This is a genomic window from Acidovorax sp. HDW3 (assembly GCF_011303755.1).
Classification (GTDB): Bacteria; Pseudomonadota; Gammaproteobacteria; order Burkholderiales; family Burkholderiaceae_C; genus Paenacidovorax.
Genome location: NZ_CP049885.1, coordinates 1,087,189 through 1,101,645 on the forward strand (window position 1 = coordinate 1,087,189; position 14,457 = coordinate 1,101,645).

Sequence of the window (14,457 nt, forward strand, 5' to 3'; positions counted from 1 at the left end):
TTGGCGATAATCCGCGCTGGTTTTTGGCCGCCCGGGCGCGTAAGTGTTGGGCGCGCGCGCAGTGAGTCATTCCGTTCTTATCCCCATTGGCCAATTGCGTATTGGCATGTTCGTCCAGCTTGATCTGGGTTGGATGAACCATCCGTTTCCCGTCAGTAGCTTTCGTATTGCCACGGTCGAGCAATTGGCCAGCTTGCGAACGCTGGGCGTGGCGCATCTGCGTGTTGTGCCTGACAAAAGCGATCCAGATTTCTCTCTTTCTTTGGCTGCTGCGCAGGATGTCTCGGTGCCGCTTGGGCACGAACCAGAGCCTGTGGTGATGGCCGGCGGCCTGCTGGCACCGGCACTGGCGCAGCACAACGACGCGTTGCAAAACTGTGAGCGCAGCTTTGGCCTGGCAACGCAGGATTACCAGCGCATCACGGAAATGGTTGCTGATGAACCGGCGCAGGCCTTGGCATTGGGACAGGCGCTGGTTGGCGCTTGTGTGGATGAGCTGCTCGAACAGGGCGACAGCGTGATCCGACTGCTCTCCGAAGACGTGGGGGTGCGCAGTGCCCAGCACTCGGTCAACGTCATGGTGCTGTGCCTGCTCTTGGGGCGGGCGCTGCAGCTGCCGGGTGGTGATTTGCGTGCCTTGGGCCTGGCAGCGCTGTTGCACGATATTGGCAAGCAGCGCCTGCCCTTGCACGTGCGCGAACCTTATGCGCACCTCAAAGCGCAGGATATGGCACGTTACTGCAGCCATGTCGCTGCCTCGGTCAGCATTGCTGAGCAAATGCAGCTGCCCAGAGAGGTGGTGCAGGCTATTGCCCAGCACCACGAGCGCACCGATGGCTCGGGTTTTCCGATGCGGTTGCAAGGCGTGGCATTGGGGCGTTATGGGCAAATGTTGGCTTTGGTCAACCATTACGATCGCCTGTGCAATCCATCGCATGGTGCTGCCGCCATGACGCCGCACGAGGCGCTGTCGATGTTGTTTGCGCAGTGCCAAACCCAGTTTGATCCCGCCTTGCTCGGGACTTTCATTCGCATGATGGGCGTTTATCCGCCGGGCTCGGTGGTGCAGCTGCTCAATGATCGGTACGCCATCGTCGTCGCCGTCAATGCAGCCCGGCCTTTGCGCCCCCGCGTGGTGCTGTATGAACCGCAGCAATCCAAGGAGCAGGCCCAGGTCATCAACCTGGAAAATCACCCTGAGCTGGGCATACGCCGCAGTCTGCGCCCGGCGCAGCTGCCGCGTGAGGTGCTCGACTACCTCTCCCCCCGACGGCGTATTTGCTACTTTTTTGAACGTGCAGTGGGTGTCGGTGCGACCCAGGGATGGGGCACTTGAGCGCAGTCTTCAACCAGGCAGGGCAGGCAGTCCTTGATGCCTTGCAGGAGGCTGTATGGCTGGTGCAGGCCGATACGCTGCAGATCGTTGGTTGCAACCAGGCGGCCTGCACCTTGATGGGGCTTGCTGCCCCAGCCATGGTGGGCCACGGCGTGCAGCAGCTTGCGGCCACGCCGCAGGACATGATTTTGTGGAGCCCGCAAGGCGAAGATGTGCGCCATGGCCTGCAGTCTTTTACGCATGTGCGCCACAGCGACGGGCGCCTGATTCCGGTGGAGCAGCGGGTGCAGGTGCTGGCAGGTACGCAGCCAGCGCTGCTGCTGCTTTCCATGCTCAATCGCAGCGAGCAACAGCAGCATGAACAAGAGCTGGAAACCCTGCTCGCCGAGCTGCGTGCCACGCTCGATTCGGCAGCCGATGGCATTTTGGTCTGCGCTATTGATGGCCGGCTGCGCGCCTTCAACCAACGCCTGGCGGCCTTGTGGCAGATACCGCAGGATTTGCTGGTGCAGCGCAACGATACGGCAGTACAAGCGCATATGCAGGCGCAGCTGGTGGATGCAATGCTGTACCAGGAACGCTTGGACACCATCGTGCGCCACCCGTTGCAAGAAAGTACAGACATCCTCACGCTGCGCAACGGCACTGTGCTCGAATGCCGCAGCGTACCCCAGCTCAGCCGGGGCCTTCCTGTAGGGCGGGTGTTTTCGTTTCGTGACATCACCCATCAGGCCGAGGTGCAAGCTGGCCTGCGCTTGGCGGCGCGGGTGTTTGAATCGAGCCTGGACGCCATTTTCATTGCCGACAGCGAACATCATCTGATGCGCATGAACCCTGGCTGCGAATGCCTGGTGGGCCGGCCGGCGGCGCAGCTTCTGGGGCAGGCGGCGGCGGGGATGTTCCTGGGCAGCGATATTTCAGGCCTGATGGCGCAGGTGCTCCATGCCTGGGAGAGCGAAGGCTTCTGGGAAGGTGAGTTGCGCCTGACGCGCTCTGGCTCTGGGGCCTGCACCGTGCACCTGTCCTGGGTTGCGCTGCGCGATGACAGCGGCACGATTGTGCAAAGCATTGGCTTTATGCGCGATTTGACGCAGCAGCTGGCGGCGCAAAAGCGCATCGAGGAGCTGGCATACACCGACACCCTGACGGGCCTGCCCAACCGCCTGGTGCTGGCCGAGCGCGTGCAAGAAGCCATCGCTCGGGCGCAGCAAGGCGGCGCTGGCTTTGCCATTTTGTTCCTGGATCTGGATCGTTTCAAAATCATCAACGACTCGCTCGGCCACCATTTTGGCGATCGGGTGCTGCAGCTTGTCGCGCAGCGCTTGCAAGCCTGCTTGCGCCAAAGTGACATCCTCTCGCGTTTGGGGGGCGACGAATTTGTGGTGTTCCTTGATGGGGGCACGTCCGCCGTGGCTGAAAGCGTGGCGCAGCGCATGATTTCCGACATGCTGCGTCCCTTTGCGCTCGATGGCATGGGCATGTCGGTGCAATGCAGCATTGGCATGGCCCTGTATCCGCAGGACGGGCAAACGCTCGATGAACTCATCAAGCAGGCTGACACCGCCATGTACGGTGTCAAGGAACGCGGACGCGGCGCCTACAGCTTCTACCAGCCGAAGATGAATGCCGACCTGCTCTCGCGCATGAAGCTCGAACACGCCATGCGCCAGGCTTTGCAGCAAGGGCATATGGCGGTGTACTACCAACCCCAGGTGTGCCTGAAAACTGGGCGCATCACGGGCGCCGAGGCCTTGCTGCGCTGGCAAGACCCGGAGTTTGGCAGCGTCTCACCCGGGGTTTTCATTCCGCTGGCGGAGGAGTCGGGCTACATCGTCACCTTGGGCGCCTGGGCGCTGGAGCAGGCGGTGTGTGAGGCCGTACGTTGGCAGGAGGCGGGCTATTCGCTGTGCCTGTCGGTCAACGTCTCGGCGCTGGAGTTTCGCCAGCCCGATTTTGTCGAGCGCCTGATGCGGGTGCTGCAAACCCACGGTCTGCCCGCACAGCGGCTGGAGCTGGAAATTACAGAAACCATCTTGCTGCAAGACGCACAGGAAATGGCGCAGCGCCTGCATACGCTGGCCGAGCATGGCGTGGCGCTGGCACTCGATGATTTCGGTACGGGCTATTCGAGCCTGGCGTACCTGAAAAAACTGCCGATCGACAAACTCAAAATCGACCAGTCCTTTGTGCGCGGCCTGCCCGATGATGAGGAGGACAGTGCCATCGTCAGTGCCATCCTGAGCATGGGCCAGGCCCTGGGCATTGAGGTGACGGCCGAAGGCGTGGAAACCCCGGCACAGCACGCTGTTTTGGCGCAGCTGCAGTGCCAACAGTACCAAGGCTACCTGTGTGCCCCGGCTTTGCCGGCATCGGAGTTTGTGGCGTTGCTGCAGCGCCAGCAGGTGGCGTTGTAGGGTGCTTAAGCGTTCACGCCTTTGTACAGCATGTAAAGCGCCAGCCCCAGCAGCAGGCAGGCAAATACGCGCTTGAGTTGTTGTACCGGCAGGGCGTGGGCCGCGCGGGCGCCCAGGGGGGCGGTGAATACGCTGCACACCGCCACGGCAGCCACGCCCGGCAGCCAGACGTAGCCCAGCGCCCCCGCCGGCAGCCCCGGCACCGACTGCCCGCCGAGGACGAAGCCAGTGATGTTGGCCAGCGCAATCGGAAAACCCAGGGCGGCGCTGGTGGCTACGGCGTTGTGGATGGGCACGTTGCACCAGGTCATGAAGGGCACGCTGATGAAGCCGCCGCCCGCACCCACCAGGCCCGAGACGAAGCCGATGGCACCGCCCGCAGCTGCCTGGCCGGCCGTGCCCGGCAGCTGCCGCGTGGCCTTGGGTTTGCTGCCCTTGAACATCTGCAGCGCCGAATAACCGACGAACACGCCGAAGAAAAGCGCCAGGAAACGCCCTTTGAGCAGGGCAAACACGCCCAGGCTGGCGCACATGCCGCCCAGCACAATGCCCGGCGCCAGGCGCAGCACCAAGTCCCAGCGCACTGCGCCCCGGCGGTGGTGTGCGCGTACGCTCGATACCGAGGTGAACAAGATCGTGCCCATGGAGGTGGCGATCGCCATCTTCACCGCCAGATCGGGTGGCACCATTTGCTGGCCGAGGAAGTAGGTGAAGAACGGCACCAGCAACATGCCGCCGCCAATGCCCAGCAGGCCCGCCAAAAAACCGGAACACAGGCCTAGCGCCGAGAGTTGCGCGAGTATCAGGGGATCGTACATGGGGGCGGGTTGCGGGCCGCAGCCAGGGGCTGGGCGCGGGGAAAAGAGGTGTCCGTGAATGCCACCGGGCCGTCATCCTGAACCGGGGGTTCAGGGGGGCAAGGGCAGCCAGGCGTTGGGTTCATCTGACGCGAGACGATCACGCTCACCAGGCAATGTACCAAGCCCGTGCTCAGAGAGCATTGGTTCAAGGCAATATAAAGCCCGGCAGCACCACGGACAGCGCCATTGTATGCCCGTGGCCCCTAGGGTCAGAACAATTGCCCGCTGCTGCCCAGGGCCTCATCAAGGCGCAGGGCCAGGGCGCGGGCGAATGCCAGGTCGTCGCCCTGTATGTCGGTGTCTTCCATGGTTGCGGGGGTAGGGGTGGCAGCGGCTGCGGGTGGCTGCTGTGCGCGGTCCACCACTTCAAAGGCGAGGTTCAATGCTGCCAGCACGGCGATGCGTTCGCGTGCACGCACCTTGCCGGCGTCGCGGATGCGCGTCATGGCGGTATCGACGCGCTCGACGGCTTCGAGCAAGCGTGACTCCTGGCCTTCAGGGCAGGACAGCAGATAGCTCTGCTGCATGATGTGAACCTCTAGCTGCTTCATTCCGATTCCTGGTGCGGGGTGTTTTCGGGTAGGCGTTCGAGCAGGGCATCGACCCGCGCGCGGGCCGCACTCAGGCGTGATTTGAGTGAATCGCGCTCCTGGGTCAGTGCTGCCACCTGCTCGCTCAAAAGGGCGTTGGTGCGGGTGAGCTCGGCGTGGCGCAGCAGCAGGCGCTCGACACGCTCGGCGATCAATTCGAGGGGGGACGGGGAGGCCATAGAGCCTGCGATTGTAGGGCGGACGCCGGAAATTGCACCTAAAATCACCCCTTTGTTGGTGCTCGCGGTCGTGGTTCGCACGGCTGCAGTTCAACGGGAAGCAGGAAGGGGCCTTCAACGTGAAGACCACCCCCAGCCTGCGCTGCCCCCGCAACGGTCAGCGAAAGAGCCGCCCTACGGTTCCCCCTGCATTCACAAGCCACTGGACGCCTTGAACAAACGTCTGGGAAGGCGATGCAGGGCGTTTTCGCCAGCCCGGATACCGGCCAACACAGGACGCTGCACCCGCCCGCTCAGGGCTGGTGCAGCGATATCACCCAATGCTGGCGGGGATGCTGGCGCGGGATGTTTTTGCATTTTGAAAAAACCCATGATGAATTTCGACCTTGGTGCGCGCCTGCCGCTGCGCGTTTGTGCACTCGCTCTGGCCGCTGCTGCGGCCTGCTCCGCGCAGGCCCACAATCACAATACGGCACCGACCCTGCCTGAAACCGTGGTCGCTGCCACGCGTACGGCCCAGCCATTGACCGACGTGGTGGCCGATGTCTCCATCGTCGATCGCGACACCATTGAGCGCAGCGGCGCCACCGGTTTGGGTGATGTGCTGGCGCGTTTGCCGGGGATTGAAATGGGGCGTTCTGGGGGGCAGGGCGGCACCACCAGTCTGTTCGTGCGCGGTGCCGAAACGCGCTTTACGGCGGTTTACATCGACGGTGTGCGCGTGGATTCGCAGGCCGGCTCTGGCGGTACTTCCTGGGAGGCCATTCCTCTGGAGCAAATCGAGCGTATCGAAGTGCTGCGCGGCCCGGCTGCGGCGGTTTATGGCTCGGATGCCATCGCTGGCGTGATCCAGATTTTCACGAAAAAAGGCGAGCAAGGCGTTGCGCCCTACGTCGGCGTGGGCGCCGGCAGCTACGGCACCTACCGTGCCCAGGCGGGCGTCAGCGGTGCCAGCGGCGCGGTGGACTACGCACTGGGCCTGGCGCGCGAGAGCAGCAAGGGCTTTAATGCCAAGAAAGACGGTAACCCCGACCGTGACGACTACCATGCCACCAGCGCCAGCGGCCGCCTGGGCTGGCAGCTGAATAAAGCCCATCGCCTGGAAGGCAACTTCCTCTACAACGATACCGACAGCGGTTATGACGTGAGCAAAACCGCCGATGACCGCAGCCTGCGTCGTTTGCAAACCTTGGGTCTGAACTGGCAGTCGCAGTGGAGCAACGCATACAGCACGCGGTTGGCTGTGACCGATTCCCGCGATCGCTACGAGACCCTGCCATCGCCTTACCGCACCGATACCCAGTCGCGCAACTATCTGTTTTTTAACGAGTTGCGCCTGGGCGTGCACCAGCTGACGGCGGCGCTCGAGCGGCGCGAGGATGAGCTGACCAACATGGGCCTGGACAGCAGCCCGCGCAAGCGTGCGCAAAACGCACTCGCCCTGGGCTACGGCCTGCGCCAGGGCGCGCACACGCTGCAGCTCAACGCCCGCCACGACCAGGACAGCGAGTTTGGCGGCAAAACCACTGGCAGCGCGGCCTACGCCTACGAGTTCGTCAAAAACTGGCGTGCCACTGCATCGGCTGGTACGGCCTTCAAGGCCCCCACGTTGTACCAGCGCTTTAGCCTGTATGGCGACGACAGCCTGCGCCCCGAAACCAGCCGCAACGTTGAGCTTGGCCTGAAATGGGCCGAAGGTGCGAGCCAGTTCTCGGCCACGCTGTACCGCAACAACGTCAGCAACCTGATCGACTGGCAAGGCAACATCGGCAGCTGCACCGGTAATTCCGGCCCCTGGGGCGGCTGCTACGCCAACGTCGGCAAGGCACGCTACCAGGGCCTGACCCTGGCTGGCGCCTACCGCCTGGGCAGCGTCAACCTGCGCGGCTCGCTGGACCTGCAAAACCCGCAGAACCTCGACACCGGCAAGCAGCTCGGCCGCCGCGCCAAGCAGCATGGCGTGCTTGGCGCCGACACTTTGGTCGCGGGCTGGACGCTCGGCGCCGAAGCCCAGGCCTCGGGCCGCCGCTACGACACCAACGCCAACACCACCGAACTCGGCGGCTACACCCTGCTCAACCTCTACGCCAGCACCCGCCTGGCGCGCGACTACCAAGTCGTCGTGCGCCTGGACAACCTGGCGGACAAGGACTACGCCCTGGCGCGCAACTACGCCACGGCGGGGCGCAGCTTCTTCGTCGGCCTGAAGTGGGCCCCGGCCCGTTGATAGTTCTGCCATGAACGCGCCCGCCCGCTGCCCCGCCCTGGTGCTCTCCGCCCTTGCTTCCGGCCAGGGCAAGACCACCGTGACCGCCGCCCTGGCGCGGCTGCACGCGCGCCAGGGCCGGCGCGTGCGCGTCTTCAAGTGCGGGCCCGACTACCTCGACCCGTACTGGCACCAGCTTGCCAGCGGCGCGCCGGTGGAGCAGCTCGACCTGTGGATGACCGGCCCCGAGGACTGCGCCGCGCGCCTGCACGCGGCGGCGTGCGCGGCCGATCTGGTCCTGGTCGAAGGCGTGATGGGCCTGTTCGACGGCGCCGACAGCGTGGCCGACCTGGCGCAGCGCTTTGGCATTCCGGTGCTGGCCGTGGTCGATGCCCGCGCCATGGGCGGCACGCTGGGCGCCGTGGCCCACGGCCTCAAAACCTTCCGCCCCGGCCTGCCCTGGGCCGGGGTGCTGGCCAACGGCGTCGCCGGTGCGCGCCATGCGCAGCTGCTGCAAGAGGGCTTGCCAGACGCGGCCGACTGGCTCGGCGCCCTGCCGCGCCTGGCGGGCGCCGGCGGCGGCCCGCTGCTGCCCGAGCGCCACCTAGGCCTGGTGGCCGCGCACGAGCTGCCCGACGCCCTGGCGCGCCTCGATGCCGCCGCCGACGCCCTGGCCGCCACGCCGCTGGGGCAGATGGACGCGGTGGCGCTGCAGCGCTTTGCCGTGGACTTTGCCCCACAGCCGCAGGCCGCCGTGGCGCCGCTGCTGGCCGGGCGCACCGTGGCCGTGGCGCGCGATGCGGCCTTCACCTTCATCTACCCGGCCAATGTGCGCACCCTGGAGCAGCTGGGCGCGCGCGTGGTGTTTTTCTCGCCGCTGGCCGGTGAGGATCTGCCGCCGTGCGATGCCCTCTGGCTGCCCGGTGGCTACCCCGAGCTGCACGCCGAGCCCCTGGCGACCCATGCGCGCCTGCAGCAGGACTTGCGCGCCCATGTGGCGGCGGGCAAGCCGGTGTGGGCCGAATGCGGCGGCATGATGGCGCTGGCCGAGGCCATCGACCTGCCCGATGGCCGCACGCTGCCCCTGTGGGGCCTGCTGCCCGGGCGCGTGACGCAGCAGCAGCGCCTGGCCGGCCTGGGGCCGCAAGAGCTGGCGCTGCCTGCGGGCGTGCTGCGCGGCCACACCTTTCATTATTCGGTGTTCGACAGCCCCGCGCCCATTGCCTGCCACGCCCACCGGGCGCACGATGGTGCGGCAGGCGAAGCCGTTTACCGCCAGGGCAGCATCCGGGCGAGTTACTTTCATGCCTGGTTTGCCTCCAGCCCGGCGGCCACTGCGGAATTGTTCACATGAGCACCATCGCCACCAGCGAACTGATTTTGGGTGGCCAGAAAAGTGGCAAGTCGCGCCGCGCCGAGCTGCTGGCGCGCCAGTGGCTGGCGCAGTCGCCCACGCACCGCGCCGTGCTCATTGCCACCGGCCAGCCCTGGGATGAGGAGATGCGCCAGCGCATCGAGCGCCACCAGCGCGAGCGCGCCGAGCGCGTGCCCGGCCTGCTCACTGTGGAAGAGCCTTACGCCCTGGCCCCAACCCTGGCGCGCGTGAGCAGCCCGCAGGTGCTGGTGGTGATCGACTGCCTCACCTTGTGGCTGACCAACCTGCTGATGCCGGGTGAAGAATCAGAGCCAAATCGGCCTCTAACGCTTGGCTGGCAAGCGCAAGCAGCTACTCTTTTAATAGCAATCGAGCAGGCCAGCGGGCCCGTGGTGCTGGTGGGCAACGAGATCGGCCTGGGCGTGATCCCGCTCGGGCGCGAGGTGCGCGCCTTCGTCGATGCCCTGGGCCAGCTCAACCAGCAGGTGGCGCACACTTGCGCGCGCGTCACCCTGATGGTGGCGGGCCAGCCCCTGACCGTAAAGCAATCATGACCCCCACCCCCGTCAAACGCATTCTGTTCGTCGTCGCGCTGCTGCTGGCGCTGCTGCTGCTCATGTGGGGCACGGCGCAGGCGCAAGGCGTGCAGCTGACCGACGACCGGGGCCGGCGCGTGCAGCTGGCGCAGCCGCCGCAGCGCATCGTCAGCCTCCTGCCCTCGCTGGCTGAGAGCGTGTGCGCCCTGGGCGCCTGCGAGCGTCTGGTGGGGGTGGACCGCTACACCAACTGGCCCGAGAGCGTGAAAAAACTGCCCCAGGTCGGCGGCGGGCTCGATCCCAACATCGAGGCCATCGTCGCCCTGCGCCCGGACGTGGTGCTCATGGCGGCCTCCTCGCGTGCCGCCGAGCGCCTGCTGGCGCTGGGCATCCCGGTGCTGGCGCTCGAACCCAAAACCCATGCCGACGTGCAGCGCGTGCTGGGCAAAATCGGCCTGCTGCTGGGCGTGCCCGATGCCCGGCGCGTCTGGCGCGAGATCGACGCCGGCGTCAGCGCCGCCGCCCAGTCCATCCCGCCAGCGGCGCGGGGCCAGCGGGTGTATTTCGAGGTCAGCCCCGGGCCGTTTGGCGCGGGGGAGGGATCATTCATCGGCGAGACCCTGGCGCGCCTGCACGCGCGCAACGTGCTGCCGGCCAGCCTGGGGCCGTTTCCCAAGCTGAACCCGGAATACATCGTGCGCGCCGATCCGGATCGCATCATGGTCGGCGCGCGCAGCGCCGACGGCCTGCTCGCGCGCCCCGGCTGGGCCGCCATGCGGGCGCTGCGCGAGGGCCATTTGTGCCGCTTCAGCGCCGAAGAATCCGACATCCTCATCCGCCCCGGCCCGCGCATGGCCGAGGCCGCGCGCCTCATGGCTGCCTGCCTGCGCGAGGGGCTTTAAATGGGGATCGCATAAATGGGGGTCAGACTCCAATTTCCATCCACGCCCGCCGCAGAGGTCAGAAATTGGAATCTGACCCCCATTTACTGGGCGCTGGGTCTGGTGCTGCTGGGTTTGCTGCTGGTGCTGCTGGGCCTGGCCGTGGGCAGCACGGGGCTGGAGAGCCTGCGCTCGCTGTGGGCCGGCGAGGGGGCCGAGGCCGCCATGGCGCGCCAGATCGTCTGGGACATTCGCCTGCCGCGCACCCTGGGCGCCTGGGCCGCCGGCGCACTCCTGGGGCTGGCCGGCGCCGTGGCGCAGGGGCTGTTTCGCAATCCGCTGGCCGATCCTTACCTGCTGGGCAGCGCCTCGGGCGCTTCGCTCGGCGTGGCGTTGGCGCTGGCACTCCTGGGCGGCGCCGGCGGCATGTTGGGCGCGGCCAGCGGCCTGGTGCCGGTGTCGGTGTATTCCAGCCACTGGCTGGTGCGCCTGGGGCTGACCGGGGCGGCCTTCGTCGGCGCCGTCGCCGCCGTGCTGCTGACGCTGCTGCTGGCGCGCGGCGTGCAGCACACGCTGCGCCTGTTGCTCGCCGGCGTCGTCGTCGGCGTGGTGCTGGGCGCCTGCACCTCGCTCATCTTGCTGCTCTCGCCCGATTCGTTGCAGGCCATGCAGGGCTTTTTGCTCGGCTCGACCGGCTTCGTCGGCTGGACGGCCTGCCTGCTTCTCTTGGCCGTGTGGCTGCCGTGCCTGCTGCTGTCGTGGCTGCTGGCGCGCGCGCTCGACGCCCTGGCGCTGGGCGAGGCCACGGCGCACAGCCTGGGCCTGCCGCTGGCCCAGCAGCGTGCCGCCCTGGTGGCGCTGCTGGCGCTGGCCACGGGCACGGCGGTGGCGCAGACGGGGCTCATCGCCTTCGTCGGCCTGGCGGCGCCGCACCTGGTGCGCGCCGCCGTGCGCGTGACGCATGGCCGGCTGATGGTGCTCGCCAGCCTGATGGGCGGGGCGCTGCTGGCGGGCGCCGACCTGCTCGCACGCGGCCTGCTGGCGCCGCAGGAGCTGCCCGTGGGCGTGCTCACGGCGGTGCTCGGCGGCGGCTACCTGCTGTGGCTCATGCACCGGCGCACGGCGCCTGGGGGGCTGCTTTGAATGCTCCTAATTTGATAGCTGTTCGCGCTTGCCAGTTGGGCCTTTCGATCGGAAATCGCCCTATATTGCACGGCGTCGATCTGGCGCTGGAGGCAGGGCGCTGGAGCTGCATCGTCGGCCCCAACGGCGCCGGCAAATCCACCTTGCTCAAGGCCCTGGCTGGATTGCTGCCCTGCACCGGCAGCGTGCAGCTGCTTGGGCGCGACCTGGCCGCCTGGCCCCGGCGTGTGCGCGCGCAGCAGCTCGCCTGGCTGGGGCAGAACGAGAGCACCGCCGAAGACCTGTGCGTGTACGACGTTGCCATGCTCGGGCGCTTGCCGCACCAGGGCTGGCTGCAGCCGGCCAGCGCCGCCGACCACGCCGCCGTGGAGCAGGCACTGCGCTGCACCCAGGCCTGGGACTGGCGCGCGCGGCCGCTGGCGCAGCTCTCGGGCGGCGAGCGCCAGCGCGTGCTGCTGGCGCGGGCGCTGGCGGTGCAGGCGCAGGTGCTGCTCATGGACGAGCCGCTGGCCAACCTTGATCCGCCGCACCAGGCCGACTGGCTGCAGACCGTGCGCGCCTTGACCGCCGCTGGCCGCACCGTGGTCAGCGTGCTGCACGAGCTGGGCATGGCGCTGCACGCCGATTCGCTGGTGGTGCTGCAGCAGGGCCGGGTGCTGCACCACGGCCCGGGCGCGGCGGTGGCCACGCACCAGGCGGTGCAGGCGGTTTTTGAGCAGCGCGTGGCCATCCATGCGCTGCAGGGGCAGTGGGTGGCGCTGCCGCAATGAATTTGTTATGAAGCTGTTTTTATCCCGCGTTCTTGCAACGCATTTCAACCCCGAAGGAGAAGCACCATGCACATCGAACCAGGACTGGTGGACGTCGGCAAGATCGTTCTGAGTTACGCCACAGCAACGGCTGCGTTGGGCTACGGCGCTCGTTTGGCCCTCAAGGCACTGCAGCGCGATGGCGCGCTGGCCCTGCTGCTGCGCAGCGCCATCGCCACGGCGCTGGTGTTCGCATCGTTTGAAATCCTGCCGCACCACCCGGTGGGCGTGTCCGAGGTGCACCTGATTTTGGGCACCACGCTGCTGCTGCTGTTGGGCGCTGCGCCGGCGGCCATCGGCCTGGCGGCGGGGTTGCTGACGCAAAGCCTGTTCTTTGCGCCGCAGGATCTGCCGCAGTACGGCATGAACGTGACCACGCTGCTGGTGCCGCTCTTTGCCACCGCTGCGCTGGCCGAACGCATCATTCCCCAGAGCACGGCTTACGTTGACTTGGGCTACGCCCAGACCTTCAAGCTCTCGCTCGCCTACCAGGGCGGCATCGTCGCCTGGGTGGCGTTCTGGGCGCTGTACGGCCAGGGCGTGGGCGCGGACAACCTGCAGAGCATTGGCAGCTTTGGCGCCGCCTACCTGAGCGTGGTGCTGCTCGAACCCCTGGTGGACCTGGGCGTGCTCGCCGCCGCCAAGGCGCTGCGCCGCCTGCAGGGCAGCACCTTGATCCAGTCGCGTGTGTACCAGCCAGCCTGAGCCGTTGGATTGCAGAAAGAAGCCATGGAAATCGAAACCCCACCATCGCAGCGCGACACCCCCAAGCCCCAGGGCGAGCGCCGGGGCCTGGTGCTGGTGCACACCGGCAACGGCAAAGGCAAGAGCACGGCCGCCTTCGGCCTGGCGCTGCGCGCGCACGGGCGCGGCAAGGCCGTCAAGGTCTACCAGTTCATGAAAGTGCCCAGCGCCCGCTTTGGCGAGCACCGGCTGTTCGAGCAGCTGGGCATCCCCATCGAGGGCCTGGGCGACGGCTTTTCCTGGAAAAGCAAGGATCTGGAGCATTCGGCGCAGCTCGCCCGTGACGGCTGGGCCAAGGCCGAAGCCAGCATCCGCAGCGGCGAGCTGTTCATGGTCGTGCTCGACGAAATCATGTACCCGCTGCGCTACGGCTGGATTGCGCTCGATGATGTGCTCGCCTGCCTGCGCGAGCGCCCCGGCCATGTGCACGTGGTGCTGACCGGGCGCGGCGCGCCGCAGGAGCTGATTGACGCCGCCGACACCGTGACCGAAATGGCGCTGATCAAGCACCATTTCCAAGCCGGCGTGCCGGCGCAGCGCGGTATCGAAGACTGATGGGCGCCAAAGGCCCCCTGGTGCTGCCTGCGCTGGCGGCGGCCTGCTGCCTGGCTGGCGGCGCCGCCCTGGCGCAGCAGCGCATCGTCACCGTCGCGCCCTCGCTCACCGAATCGGTGTGCGCGCTGGGCTACTGCGAGCGCATCGTCGGTACCGACCGCTATTCCACCGGCCCCGGCCCGGTGGCCGATCTGCCCAAGGTGGGCGGCCTGGCCGACGCGTCGCTCGAACGCATCGTCGCCCTGCGCCCGGATCTGGTGCTGCTGGGCCCGCGCACGCGGCTCGACGAGCGCCTGGCCCAGCTCGGTATTGCGGTGCAAAGTTTCAACGTGCGCACCCACGCCGAGCAGCAGGCCATGCTGCGCGCGCTGGGCCACACGCTGGGCGAGACGGCGCGCGCCGAGGCGCTGATTGCGCAGATCGAGCGTGAGCTCAACGCCGCCGCCGCACGCGTGCCGGCGCGCCTGCGCGGGCGCAGCGTGTATGTGGAAATCGGCCTGGGGCCGAAGGCGGCGAGCAGCGCCACCTTCATCGGCGAGACGCTTGTGCGCCTGGGGCTGGTCAACATCGTCGGCGCCGACCAGGGGTTCTTCCCGCGCGTCAACCCCGAGTGGATCGTGCGCCGCAGCCCCGATCTCATCATCGGCCCGGCCGCCATGCTCTCCAACCTGGCCCAGCGCCCCGGCTGGGCGCAGCTGCCCGCCGTGCGCGGCCAGCAGGTGTGCGCGCTCGACGCCGAGCGCATGGCGCTGCTCGAGCGCCCTGGCCCGCGCCTGGGCGAGGCGGCGCACATGCTGGTCGATTGCCTGCGCGCCTTCCCCTGAACCCT

14 protein-coding genes and 1 riboswitch are annotated in these 14,457 nt (G+C 67.3%); of the genes, 11 read left to right on the forward strand and 3 right to left on the reverse strand.

Annotation, left to right across the window (positions count from 1 at the left end):
* Positions 1-61 precede the first annotated feature (61 nt).
* Together G7045_RS04805 and G7045_RS04810 are read left to right on the forward strand one after the other, a co-directional pair.
* The gene (locus tag G7045_RS04805) at positions 62-1,336 is read left to right on the forward strand and encodes an HD-GYP domain-containing protein (protein WP_166158055.1); all 1,275 of its coding nucleotides are present in this window, start codon (positions 62-64) and stop codon (positions 1,334-1,336) included.
* The gene (locus tag G7045_RS04810; protein WP_240919276.1) at positions 1,333-3,750 is read left to right on the forward strand and encodes an EAL domain-containing protein; all 2,418 of its coding nucleotides are present in this window, start codon (positions 1,333-1,335) and stop codon (positions 3,748-3,750) included. The genes G7045_RS04805 and G7045_RS04810 overlap by 4 nt, the downstream gene beginning before the upstream one ends.
* A 5-nt stretch (positions 3,751-3,755) precedes the next feature.
* Here the strand turns inward: G7045_RS04810 and G7045_RS04815 are convergent, their stop codons facing one another.
* The 3 genes from G7045_RS04815 to G7045_RS04825 all read right to left on the reverse strand — a co-directional run bounded on the left by G7045_RS04815 (position 3,756) and on the right by G7045_RS04825 (position 5,379).
* Entirely contained in the window at positions 3,756-4,568 is an 813-nt protein-coding gene (locus tag G7045_RS04815; protein WP_166158061.1) for a sulfite exporter TauE/SafE family protein, read from the reverse strand.
* A 251-nt stretch (positions 4,569-4,819) separates the two neighbouring features.
* On the reverse strand, positions 4,820-5,161 hold the full coding sequence (locus G7045_RS04820; RefSeq protein WP_166158065.1) for a cell division protein ZapA: 342 nt from the start codon (positions 5,159-5,161) through the stop codon (positions 4,820-4,822).
* A complete protein-coding gene (locus G7045_RS04825) occupies positions 5,158-5,379 on the reverse strand; it encodes a DUF904 domain-containing protein (protein ID WP_166158068.1) in 222 nt (73 codons plus the stop codon). The genes G7045_RS04820 and G7045_RS04825 overlap by 4 nt, the downstream gene beginning before the upstream one ends.
* Positions 5,380-5,418: 39 nt before the next feature.
* Positions 5,419-5,665: riboswitch (cobalamin riboswitch) on the forward strand.
* Positions 5,666-5,749: 84 nt separating this feature from the next.
* Here G7045_RS04825 and G7045_RS04830 point away from each other — a divergent pair.
* The 9 genes from G7045_RS04830 to G7045_RS04870 all read left to right on the forward strand — a co-directional run bounded on the left by G7045_RS04830 (position 5,750) and on the right by G7045_RS04870 (position 14,452).
* Positions 5,750-7,606 carry a TonB-dependent receptor domain-containing protein gene (locus G7045_RS04830; RefSeq protein WP_166158071.1) on the forward strand — a complete coding sequence of 619 codons (1,857 nt, stop codon included), beginning with the start codon at positions 5,750-5,752 and terminating at the stop codon, positions 7,604-7,606.
* 10 nt (positions 7,607-7,616) lie between these two features.
* Entirely contained in the window at positions 7,617-8,939 is a 1,323-nt protein-coding gene (locus G7045_RS04835) for a cobyrinate a,c-diamide synthase (protein WP_166158074.1), read from the forward strand.
* Positions 8,936-9,514 carry a bifunctional adenosylcobinamide kinase/adenosylcobinamide-phosphate guanylyltransferase gene (locus G7045_RS04840; RefSeq protein ID WP_166158077.1) on the forward strand — a complete coding sequence of 193 codons (579 nt, stop codon included), beginning with the start codon at positions 8,936-8,938 and terminating at the stop codon, positions 9,512-9,514. Before G7045_RS04835 ends, G7045_RS04840 begins: the two co-directional genes overlap by 4 nt.
* The gene (locus G7045_RS04845; protein ID WP_166158080.1) at positions 9,511-10,398 is read left to right on the forward strand and encodes an ABC transporter substrate-binding protein; all 888 of its coding nucleotides are present in this window, start codon (positions 9,511-9,513) and stop codon (positions 10,396-10,398) included. Before G7045_RS04840 ends, G7045_RS04845 begins: the two co-directional genes overlap by 4 nt.
* A gap of 15 nt (positions 10,399-10,413) precedes the next feature.
* Entirely contained in the window at positions 10,414-11,520 is a 1,107-nt protein-coding gene (locus G7045_RS04850; protein ID WP_166158083.1) for an iron chelate uptake ABC transporter family permease subunit, read from the forward strand.
* Positions 11,521-11,582: 62 nt separating this feature from the next.
* Complete coding sequence (locus tag G7045_RS04855) at positions 11,583-12,290, forward strand: ABC transporter ATP-binding protein (protein ID WP_166160356.1); 708 nt, start codon at positions 11,583-11,585, stop codon at positions 12,288-12,290.
* Positions 12,291-12,356: 66 nt separating this feature from the next.
* Entirely contained in the window at positions 12,357-13,034 is a 678-nt protein-coding gene (locus tag G7045_RS04860) for an energy-coupling factor ABC transporter permease (protein ID WP_166158086.1), read from the forward strand.
* Positions 13,035-13,058: 24 nt separating this feature from the next.
* Positions 13,059-13,628 (forward strand): cob(I)yrinic acid a,c-diamide adenosyltransferase, encoded by a 570-nt coding sequence (gene cobO / locus G7045_RS04865; protein WP_166158089.1) that lies wholly within the window; start codon positions 13,059-13,061, stop codon positions 13,626-13,628.
* Complete coding sequence (locus G7045_RS04870; protein WP_166158091.1) at positions 13,628-14,452, forward strand: ABC transporter substrate-binding protein; 825 nt, start codon at positions 13,628-13,630, stop codon at positions 14,450-14,452. The genes cobO and G7045_RS04870 overlap by 1 nt, the downstream gene beginning before the upstream one ends.
* Positions 14,453-14,457 lie beyond the last annotated feature (5 nt).

Excerpts from the sequence above, each read along its gene's own strand:
- G7045_RS04815 (WP_166158061.1), bottom strand. The coding sequence starts at position 4,568 with ATGTACGATCCCCTGATACTCGCGCAACTCTCGGCGCTAGGCCTGTGT.
- G7045_RS04820 (WP_166158065.1), bottom strand. The coding sequence starts at position 5,161 with ATGAAGCAGCTAGAGGTTCACATCATGCAGCAGAGCTATCTGCTGTCC.
- G7045_RS04825 (WP_166158068.1), bottom strand. The coding sequence starts at position 5,379 with ATGGCCTCCCCGTCCCCCCTCGAATTGATCGCCGAGCGTGTCGAGCGC.
- G7045_RS04830 (WP_166158071.1), top strand. The coding sequence starts at position 5,750 with ATGATGAATTTCGACCTTGGTGCGCGCCTGCCGCTGCGCGTTTGTGCA.
- G7045_RS04835 (WP_166158074.1), top strand. The coding sequence starts at position 7,617 with ATGAACGCGCCCGCCCGCTGCCCCGCCCTGGTGCTCTCCGCCCTTGCT.
- G7045_RS04840 (WP_166158077.1), top strand. The coding sequence starts at position 8,936 with ATGAGCACCATCGCCACCAGCGAACTGATTTTGGGTGGCCAGAAAAGT.
- G7045_RS04845 (WP_166158080.1), top strand. The coding sequence starts at position 9,511 with ATGACCCCCACCCCCGTCAAACGCATTCTGTTCGTCGTCGCGCTGCTG.
- G7045_RS04850 (WP_166158083.1), top strand. The coding sequence starts at position 10,414 with ATGGGGGTCAGACTCCAATTTCCATCCACGCCCGCCGCAGAGGTCAGA.
- G7045_RS04860 (WP_166158086.1), top strand. The coding sequence starts at position 12,357 with ATGCACATCGAACCAGGACTGGTGGACGTCGGCAAGATCGTTCTGAGT.
- cobO (WP_166158089.1), top strand. The coding sequence starts at position 13,059 with ATGGAAATCGAAACCCCACCATCGCAGCGCGACACCCCCAAGCCCCAG.
- G7045_RS04870 (WP_166158091.1), top strand. The coding sequence starts at position 13,628 with ATGGGCGCCAAAGGCCCCCTGGTGCTGCCTGCGCTGGCGGCGGCCTGC.